Here is a 7,746-nt window from a genome sequence, read left to right as displayed (position 1 = left end):
AATTTGATCCGAACAATCTCAGGTTTCTCATCCATAAAATTACCTCACCAATTTAGATTTGATGAGGCAATCATACTGCCCGGCAAGGGGCAATCATATCCGGTCTGTTATTGGGTGCTTACACACAAAAGGCGCCGGCAGCAAGGCCGGCGCCTGGGGTTAACCGTGGAAATGGGTGTACACATTCAACAGCGCCAGCAGCAGGGGCAGCGCGGCGTAGGCCCAGGCCGGCCACTTACGCAGGCGCGGATCTAAGGCGATACCTAGGATCAAGGCGACCGCCGCGGTGGGAAGCGTGAAGACCTGCAGGTAGGCGGTCAAGACGGCCAGCACCGCCTGAAGCAGCACCAGGACCCAGACCGGCCACTCGCGCGACCACAGGGCCAGGCCGGCCGGCAGTGTGACCGCACCGACGGCGGTGACGGCGGCCAGGGTCAGCACGGTGTCGAGCTTGGCGAAAAGCAGCAGCTGCAGGAAGGCGGTGATCACCAGCCAGCCGGTGGTGGTCAGACGCATGCTGAGCTTTTGCGTCACCACCAGCCAGGCCAGGCCGATTTGGGCCAGCGCCAGCGGCAGCAGGGACCAGCTGCCCCAGCAGCCAAGCAGCGCTAGCAGAACGGCCGCCGCCAGCGGCCAGGGGCGCTCGAGCGCCAGGGCCAGGGCGGTGGCCAGGACCAGCGCAAGCAGGGCCCAGGTCGTCAAGGCCGGCCAAGTCAGACCGGTGCGGCCCAAGAGAAGCGGCATCGCCACGGCCTGGCCGGTCAGCAGGCCGCAGCGCAATAGTTGTTTAGGGTTCATGAGGTGTCCTTTCAAGCGAGGCGTCGCGCCTCGGGGTTCCCCCCTATGTTACCCAATGCGGGGGCGGAGGGCAAAAACAAATTTCGTGCGGTCGCCGAAATATGTTATGCTTAATCTCGTTGCAAAGAATTCCCGATGGGATCCGCAGCCGCGGATATGCCTTGTAACCGAACAACTAATTAGGGGGAAGCAAAGATGCAAGAACGTCATTTATTTACCTCGGAGTCCGTTTCCGAGGGGCACCCGGACAAAGTCGCCGATCAGATCTCCGACGCCATCCTCGATGCCATGTTGGCCCAGGACCCGGACGCGCGGGTGGCCGTTGAGACGACGGTCACCACCGGCCTGGTCCTGGTGGTCGGCGAGGTCACCACCACGGCCTACGTCGACATTCAAAAGGTGGTTCGCGACACGATTCGCGGCGCCGGCTACACCAAGGAGTCCGGCTTTGATCCCGACTCGGTCGGGGTGCTGGTTGCCCTTGACGAGCAGTCACCGGACATCGCGCAGGGCGTCGATGCCGCCGTCGAGTCGCACCAGGGCGGCGATCCGCTGGACCAGATCGGCGCCGGCGATCAGGGCATGATGTTCGGCTACGCAATCAACGAGACGCCCGAGTACATGCCACTGCCGATCAGCCTGGCGCATCGGCTGATGCAAAAAACCGCGGCGCTGCGCAAGGCCGGCACCATCTCGTACCTGCGGCCGGACGCTAAGGCCCAGGTCACCGTCGAGTACGACGATGCTAACAGGCCGCAGCGCGTCGACACCGTGGTGCTGTCGACGCAGCACGACCCGGATGTCACGCTGGATCAGATTCGCCAAGACATTGAGACCCAGGTCATCCGCGCGGTGATTCCGGCCGCGCTTTTGGACGCCGACACCAAGATCTACGTGAACCCGACCGGCCGCTTCGTTTTGGGCGGTCCCAAGGCCGACTCCGGGCTGACCGGCCGCAAGATCATCGTCGACACTTACGGTGGGTTCGCGCGGCACGGCGGCGGCGCCTTTTCCGGCAAGGACGCGACCAAGGTGGACCGCTCCGCGTCTTACGCGGCGCGGTACATCGCCAAGAACCTCGTGGCCGCCGGGCTGGCCGATCGCCTCGAGGTGCAGCTGGCCTACGCGATCGGCGTGGCCCAGCCGGTGTCCGTGTCGGTCAACTGCTTTGGCACCAACAAGATTTCGGAACAACGTATCACCCAGGCCATCCGGGAGCAGTTCGATCTGCGGCCGGCCGGCATCATCAAAATGCTTGACCTGCGCCGGCCGATCTACAAGCAAACGGCGGCGTATGGTCACTTCGGACGTACAGATGTTGATCTTCCTTGGGAACACCTCGACCGGGTCGCGGCGCTTGCCAAGTACTTAGATTAAACGAGTTAAGAGGCGGCCTTTACCTTTGGTAGAGGCGCTTTTTTTCGGCCAGAAAGGATCATTATGCAAAAGTCGCAACACACCAACGTCGTGCTGGTCACGATCGCCATCTTCATCGCCACCTTCATGACCGCGGTGGAGGGCACCATCGTCTCCACCGCGATGCCAACCATCGTGGGCAGCCTGCACGGCGTCAAGCTCATGAACTGGATCATTTCCATCTACCTGCTGACCAACGCGATGGCCACGCCGATCTACGGCAAGTTCGCCGATAAAATCGGCCGCAAGCCGGTCTTTTTGATCGGACTGGCGATTTTCATCGTCGGCTCGGCCTTGTCGGGGCTGGCGCAGTCGATGCCGGTTTTGATCTTCTTCCGGGCGATTCAAGGCGTCGGCGCCGGCGCCATCATGCCGGTGACCTTCACCATCATCGCCGACATTTACCCTTACGAGAAACGCGCCAAGGTGCTGGGCTTCAACGGCTCGGCCTGGGGCATCGCCGCGGTGCTGGCACCGCTTCTCGGCGGCTTCATCGTCGATCGGCTCTCCTGGCACTGGATCTTTTTCATCAACGTGCCGATCGGGCTGTTGACCGTGCTGTTGGTCGCGGTGTTCTTCAAGGAGGACTACCAAAAGCAAAACCAGGCGGTGGACTACTGGGGGACGCTGTGGCTGGTGCTGACGCTGTTGCTTTTGATGCTCGGCTTCCAGGGGCTGGCCGGCAGCCACGGCTGGGTGCTGCTGGCGCTGGCGCTGCTCGCTGCGGCCGGGACCTTGAGCCTGTTCGTGCGGCAGGAACGCCGGGCCATCGATCCAATCATCGACCTGGCGCTGTTCACCAACCGCGATTTCGTGATTACCAACGCGGTGGCCGCCTTGATCTCCGGGTTCGTGATCGGCTACGAGGCCTACATGCCTATGTGGGTCCAGGGGATTCTCGGCATGGACGCGTCCTTTGGGGGCTTCGCCATCACGCCGTCCAGCCTGATGTGGATCATCGGCTCGTTCGTGGCCGGGCGGCTGCTCACGCGCTGGTCGGCGCGGCGCATTCTGGCCGTGGCGATGACGCTGCTGCTGGCCGGCAGCCTGATTCTGGCGCTGGTGCCGGAGGCGACGCCGTACTGGTTCTTCCTGGTCGTCGCCGGGGGACTGGGGCTTGGTTTTGGCATGGTGATCACCACCACGACGGTTCGCGCCCAGGCCACGGTGGCCGCAAGCGAGGTCGGCGTCGCCACCAGCTTCAACACGCTGTCGCGAACGCTGGGGCAGACGCTGATGGTCTCGGTTTACGGCGTGGTCTTGAACCTGCGCATGGCTCAGGGCATCGCCGCCCATCCCAAGGCGACCATGGGGATGCTCAACCGGCTGATCAACCCGCAGACGGCCGCCGGGCTGCCGGCGACGCTCCTGCCGACGCTGCGCCAGATTCTCTACGCCGGGCTGCACAACATTTACTTCTTCTCGGTGGTGATCGTCGGGCTGGCGCTTGTGATCAACGCCTTTGACAAGTCCAAGGGCCAGGCTCAGTAGCCACCCGTGGCCGGCGCGGCCCCAACCCTTGGTTGGGGCCTTTTTGGCGCGAACGAGCTTAGAAGTTGACGGCCAAAATGGCGGGGCTTACACTGACGTTAGATGATTATCTTAGGACGGGGAGGCGGCTTTGATCAGAGTCGCAGCAAGTCCACTGTCTATGGGGAACGGTCCGGGACATAAGCATTCCCAGTACCCCACTCATGCCATGCCGAAAGGCAACAACGTCGACGTTTTCGTGCAACGGTCCCCTCCGATTGGGACCGACCACCAGGGTGTGGACCACCACCCACCGGCCGCATTATTGCCCCGCCTACTCGCGATACGAGGTAGCTGCGGTGGGGCCTTGACCGGTGGCTTGCACCAAGCAGCCGCGTGTTGTGTCACCGACCGCGCGGCGACCACGATCAGCGCAACCGACCAGTCAGAAGACCGAGGCCGCCGCGGCGTTTGGCGCTGCGGTGGCTTCGGCGCGTCCGGCGACCGGCCGCAGCCGGGTCGTGGTCAGGCGGCCGCGGTGCGACTCCAGTGGATCGCCAGCCGGCACCACAAAGAACCGCCCGTTGCGCAGCATCAAGGCTGCGAGACGGGCGGTTTGGCGTGCAATCAGTGCGGTTGGCGGCGGGTGACCCACCCGGTCGGCGTGGTCGCCGTCAGCCAGGGCAGCATCAGCCACCAAAGCAGCATCAGGCCGAACAGCGCCAGGCCGTAGCCGGCGAAGACGTCGGTCGGGTAGTGGACCTGCACGTAGATGCGCGAGTAGCCGGTCAGCGCGATCATCGCCACGGAGATGCCGACGAACCAGCGGCGAACCGGTGCGTTGGTGATCAGGGCCAGGCTCAGGAGAATCACGGTGCCCCACAATAGTAGGCTGCCGCTGGCGTGGCCGCTGGGGAAGCTGTAGCCGCCGATGCGCGTCAAGGGCGTGATCGTCGGGTCCTGCACGAACGGCCGCAGCCGGCGGATCAGGTGTTTGACCACGGTGTTGAAGCCGCTCATGCCGACGATGGCTAGGGCCGCAAACACCGCGTAGCGCCGCCTGCGGTAGTAGGCGAGGATGCCGGCCAGCACCACGCCGAGCACGGTGACGGCGACCGGCTCGCCTAGGGTGGTGATCGCCAGCAACACGTCGGTCAGCCAGCTGGGCCGCACCGCAGTGACCGCCGCGATGATTGGCGAATCGATTGCCGCGATGAAGGCGGCGTGGTGGGCCACCCCCCACAAAAGGGGCAAGAAGACGGCCAGGCCGAGGCCGGCCCAAAGCAGGGGCAATGGGGAACGATGGGACATGCTTTCACCTCCGTTAGGCAAATTGTACCAGAAGCCACTGGGGAAGGCTTGTTTTAGTTGACCCGATTTGCTATGATGAAGCCAATATCGAACGAACGAAGGACGAGTAGCTCGGTTGCGGGGCAAGGAAGCGTGCGGGTGCTGCAAGCGCGACGAAGCGACCGGGTGAACTGACCTTTTGAGTGCGGCTAAGCCAATAGTCGCCGGCCCTGGCCGTTATCCAGTCAAGCGCTGTCTTCGGGCAGAACTTAGGTGGTACCGCGGCCAAGCCGTCCTATTTTTCGTAGGGCGGCTTTTTGTTTGGTTCGAGCAGTTTCGCAAAATTCAAGGAGGCACAATCATGTACGATCACAAGGCGGTCGAGAAAAAGTGGCAGAAACGCTGGCACGAGCACAACACGTTCAACACGACAACCGATCCCAACAAGAAGAACTACTACGCGCTGGACATGTTCCCGTACCCGTCAGGCCAGGGCCTGCACGTCGGGCATCCTGAGGGCTACACGGCCACGGACATCATCGCCCGGATGAAACGCGCCCAAGGCTACAACGTACTGCACCCGATGGGCTGGGACGCGTTCGGGCTGCCGGCGGAGCAGTACGCCTTGAACACGGGCCACAACCCGAAGGACTTCACCAAGGCCAACATCGAGAACTTCAAGCGCCAGATCAACTCGCTGGGCTTCTCCTACGACTGGAACCGCGAACTTGCGACCACCGACCCGAGCTACTACAAGTGGACCCAGTGGATTTTTGAGCAGATGTACAAGCGCGGCTTGGCCTACGAGGCCGAAGTCGCGGTCAACTGGAGCCCGGACCTGGGCACCGTGGTCGCCAACGAAGAGGTGATCGACGGCAAAACCGAGCGCGGCGGCTTCCCGGTCATCAGAAAGCCGATGCGCCAGTGGGTGCTCAAAATCACGGCCTACGCCGACCGCCTGCTGGACGGTTTGGACGACCTCGACTGGCCGGAACCGATCAAGCAGATGCAGCGCAACTGGATCGGCCGTTCGGTCGGTGCCCAGGTGACCTTTCAGGTGGCCGACAGCGACAAGGCCTTTGACGTTTTCACCACCCGGCCTGACACCTTGTTCGGTGCGAGCTACTGCGTGATGGCCCCGGAGCACGAATTGGTCGACAGCATCACGACGCCGGCGCAGCAGGCGGCCGTGGCGGCCTACCGCAAGGCCATCGCCTCGAAGTCCGACCTTGAACGCACGGACCTGAACAAGGACAAAACCGGCGTCTGGACCGGCGCTTACGCGATCAACCCGATCAACGGCGAGCGTCTGCCGATTTGGATTTCCGATTACGTGCTCGCCAGCTACGGCACCGGCGCAATCATGGCCGTGCCGGCCCACGACGAGCGCGACTACGCGTTCGCCAAAAAGTTCGGGCTTAAGATTACCCCGGTCATCGCAGGCGGCGACGTCGAAGAGGCGGCCTACACCGGCGACGGCAAGCACATCAACTCCGACTTCCTCGACGGCCTGGACAAGGCCCAGGCCATTGACAAGGCGATCGCCTGGCTGAGCGACAAGGGCGTCGGTGAAAAGCACGTCAACTACAAGCTGCGCGACTGGGTCTTCTCCCGTCAGCGCTACTGGGGCGAGCCGATTCCCGTCATTCACTGGGAAGACGGCGAAACCACGCTGGTGCCGGAGGATCAGCTGCCGCTGGTGCTGCCCGAAGAGGCCGACATCAAGCCGAGCGGCACCGGCGAATCCCCGCTGGCCAACCTGGACGACTGGGTCAACGTGGTCGATGAGAACGGCCGCAAGGGGAAGCGCGAAACTAACACCATGCCGCAGTGGGCCGGCTCGTCTTGGTACTTCCTGCGCTTCGTGGATCCGCACAACAAGGAGGCCTTGGCCGACTTCGAGAAGCTGCGCCAGTGGACCCCGGTCGACCTTTACATCGGTGGGGCGGAACACGCGGTGTTGCACCTGCTTTACGCGCGTTTTTGGAACCTGTTTCTCTACGACATCGGCGTGGCACCTTATAAGGAACCGTTCCAGCGCCTGTTCAACCAGGGGATGATTCTGGGCGACAACCACGAGAAGATGAGCAAGAGCAAGGGCAACGTGGTCAACCCAGACGACGTGGTCGCCGAGTACGGCGCAGACACCCTGCGCCTGTACGAGATGTTCATGGGCCCACTGGACGCCGGCATCGCCTGGAGCACCACCGGCCTGGCCGGGGCCCGGAAGTTCCTGGACCGCGTCTGGTCTACCTTCGTCGATGACGACAACAAGATGCGCGATCACATCACGACGATCAACGACGGGCAGCTGGACAAAATTTACAACGAAACGGTCAAGAAGGTCACCGAGGACTACGAGGCGCTGCACTTCAACACCGCGATTTCGGCGATGATGGTCTTCATCAACGAGGCGCGGAAGGTCGATGCGCTGCCTTACGATTACGTCGAGGGCTTCGTGAAGCTGCTGGCCCCGATTGCGCCGCACATGATGGAAGAAATCTGGCAGATTCTGGGCCACGAACACACGCTGACCTACGCCGCCTGGCCGACCGTCGACGAAAGCAAGCTGGTGTCTGAAACCGTCACGCTGATGGTGCAGGTCAACGGCAAGCTGCGCGGCAACGTCGAAGTCGCCGCCGACGCCGACCAAGACGCGATCAAGGCGGCCGCCAAGGCGCTTGAAAACGTTCAAAAGTTCATCGCGGGCAAGACCATCGTGAAGGAAATCGTGATCCCGGGCAAGATCGTCAACCTGGTGGTGAAGTAACC

5 protein-coding genes and 1 riboswitch are annotated in these 7,746 nt (G+C 62.7%); of the genes, 3 read left to right on the top strand and 2 right to left on the bottom strand.

The annotated features are described in order from the left end of the window. Positions 1 to 159: 159 nt before the first annotated feature. Positions 160 to 798, bottom strand: a complete 639-nt coding sequence (locus NUH19_RS05605; RefSeq protein WP_262315568.1) for a hypothetical protein — start codon at positions 796 to 798, stop codon at positions 160 to 162. Between the two features lie 114 nt (positions 799 to 912). Next, a riboswitch (SMK box riboswitch) is annotated at positions 913 to 996 on the top strand. On the opposite strand from NUH19_RS05605, the gene metK reads away from it, so the two are divergent. After that, a complete protein-coding gene (gene metK, locus NUH19_RS05600; RefSeq protein WP_262315567.1) occupies positions 994 to 2,175 on the top strand; it encodes a methionine adenosyltransferase in 1,182 nt (393 codons plus the stop codon). It overlaps the preceding riboswitch by 3 nt. Before the next feature lie 63 nt (positions 2,176 to 2,238). Then, the gene (locus NUH19_RS05595) at positions 2,239 to 3,705 is read left to right on the top strand and encodes an MDR family MFS transporter (protein ID WP_262315566.1); all 1,467 of its coding nucleotides are present in this window, start codon (positions 2,239 to 2,241) and stop codon (positions 3,703 to 3,705) included. Between the two features lie 606 nt (positions 3,706 to 4,311). On the opposite strand, the gene NUH19_RS05590 is transcribed toward NUH19_RS05595, so the two are convergent. After that, positions 4,312 to 4,995 (bottom strand): phosphatase PAP2 family protein, encoded by a 684-nt coding sequence (locus NUH19_RS05590; RefSeq protein WP_262315565.1) that lies wholly within the window; start codon positions 4,993 to 4,995, stop codon positions 4,312 to 4,314. A 337-nt stretch (positions 4,996 to 5,332) separates the two neighbouring features. On the opposite strand from NUH19_RS05590, the gene leuS reads away from it, so the two are divergent. Next, entirely contained in the window at positions 5,333 to 7,744 is a 2,412-nt protein-coding gene (leuS, locus tag NUH19_RS05585; protein WP_262315576.1) for a leucine--tRNA ligase, read from the top strand. Positions 7,745 to 7,746 lie beyond the last annotated feature (2 nt).

It is taken from the genome of Lacticaseibacillus parakribbianus, assembly GCF_025490915.1.
Taxonomy (GTDB): domain Bacteria; phylum Bacillota; class Bacilli; order Lactobacillales; family Lactobacillaceae; genus Lacticaseibacillus; species Lacticaseibacillus parakribbianus.
Note: the sequence above shows the minus strand (reverse complement) of the source record. Positions and strands in the feature narration are given on the sequence as shown.